General features: G+C 50.2%; 9 tRNA genes. All 9 read left to right on the top strand.

The window, feature by feature from the left end:
• The first annotated feature begins 89 nt into the window (after positions 1–89).
• The 9 genes from ACFQZR_RS27125 (at position 90) to ACFQZR_RS27165 (ending at position 982) form a co-directional block, all read left to right on the top strand.
• Positions 90–165, top strand: a tRNA-Asn gene (locus ACFQZR_RS27125).
• Positions 166–168: 3 nt separating this feature from the next.
• A tRNA-Ser gene (locus ACFQZR_RS27130) sits at positions 169–260 on the top strand.
• A 17-nt stretch (positions 261–277) separates the two neighbouring features.
• Positions 278–352: transfer RNA gene (locus ACFQZR_RS27135), tRNA-Glu, on the top strand.
• 82 nt (positions 353–434) lie between these two features.
• Positions 435–510: transfer RNA gene (locus ACFQZR_RS27140), tRNA-Val, on the top strand.
• A gap of 19 nt (positions 511–529) precedes the next feature.
• Positions 530–606 (top strand) — tRNA-Met (locus ACFQZR_RS27145).
• Positions 607–629: 23 nt separating this feature from the next.
• Positions 630–706: transfer RNA gene (locus ACFQZR_RS27150), tRNA-Asp, on the top strand.
• Positions 707–722: 16 nt separating this feature from the next.
• A tRNA-Phe gene (locus tag ACFQZR_RS27155) sits at positions 723–798 on the top strand.
• Between the two features lie 14 nt (positions 799–812).
• Positions 813–888, top strand: a tRNA-Thr gene (locus ACFQZR_RS27160).
• A 13-nt stretch (positions 889–901) separates the two neighbouring features.
• Positions 902–982 (top strand) — tRNA-Tyr (locus tag ACFQZR_RS27165).

Here is a 982-nt window from a genome sequence, read left to right on the forward strand (position 1 = left end):
AATACTAATCGGTCGAGGGCTTATCCTAAAATTAAAACGCAAATTTATTTCGCATCCGGTTTTCAGAGATCAAACTCTGAACTGAATATTCCCTGATAGCTCAGTTGGTAGAGCACTCGACTGTTAATCGAGTTGTCACAGGTTCGAGTCCTGTTCGGGGAGCCATGTGGAGAGGTGTCCGAGTTGGCCGAAGGAGCACGATTGGAAATCGTGTAGGCGTCACAAGCGTCTCGAGGGTTCGAATCCCTCTCTCTCCGCCACTAATTATTTCATGCAAGGCCCGTTGGTCAAGGGGTTAAGACACCTCCCTTTCACGGAGGTAACAGGGGTTCGAATCCCCTACGGGTCACCATTTAGAACTTTGTAACTGGTAAAAATTGATGGTTGCCAAGTTGATAGAACATCTGATACAATAATAGATGTCGCTGTAAAACGGAGGCTTAGCTCAGCTGGGAGAGCATCTGCCTTACAAGCAGAGGGTCAGCGGTTCGATCCCGTTAGCCTCCACCATATATATTTTGTTTGATGACGCGGGGTGGAGCAGCCCGGTAGCTCGTCGGGCTCATAACCCGAAGGCCGCAGGTTCAAATCCTGCCCCCGCAACCAATTATTAAATGAGCCAATACTGTGGAGCTGTGGTGTAGAGGCCTAACATGCCTGCCTGTCACGCAGGAGACCGCGGGTTCGAATCCCGTCAGCTCCGCCATCTAGAATACGAATAAGGCTCGGTAGCTCAGTCGGTAGAGCAGAGGACTGAAAATCCTCGTGTCGGCGGTTCGATTCCGTCCCGAGCCACCATTTAAATCCAATATGCCGTTGTAGCTCAACTGGTAGAGCAACTGACTTGTAATCAGTAGGTTGGGGGTTCAAGTCCTCTCGACGGCACCATGTAATTCATTGTGGAGGCTTAGTGAAGTGGCTAAACACGGCAGACTGTAAATCTGCTCTCTCCGAGTTCGGTGGTTCGAATCCATCAGCCTCC

It is taken from the genome of Paenibacillus sp. GCM10027629 (assembly GCF_042676425.1).
In the GTDB taxonomy this organism is placed as follows: Bacteria; Bacillota; Bacilli; order Paenibacillales; family Paenibacillaceae; genus Paenibacillus_K; species Paenibacillus_K terrigena.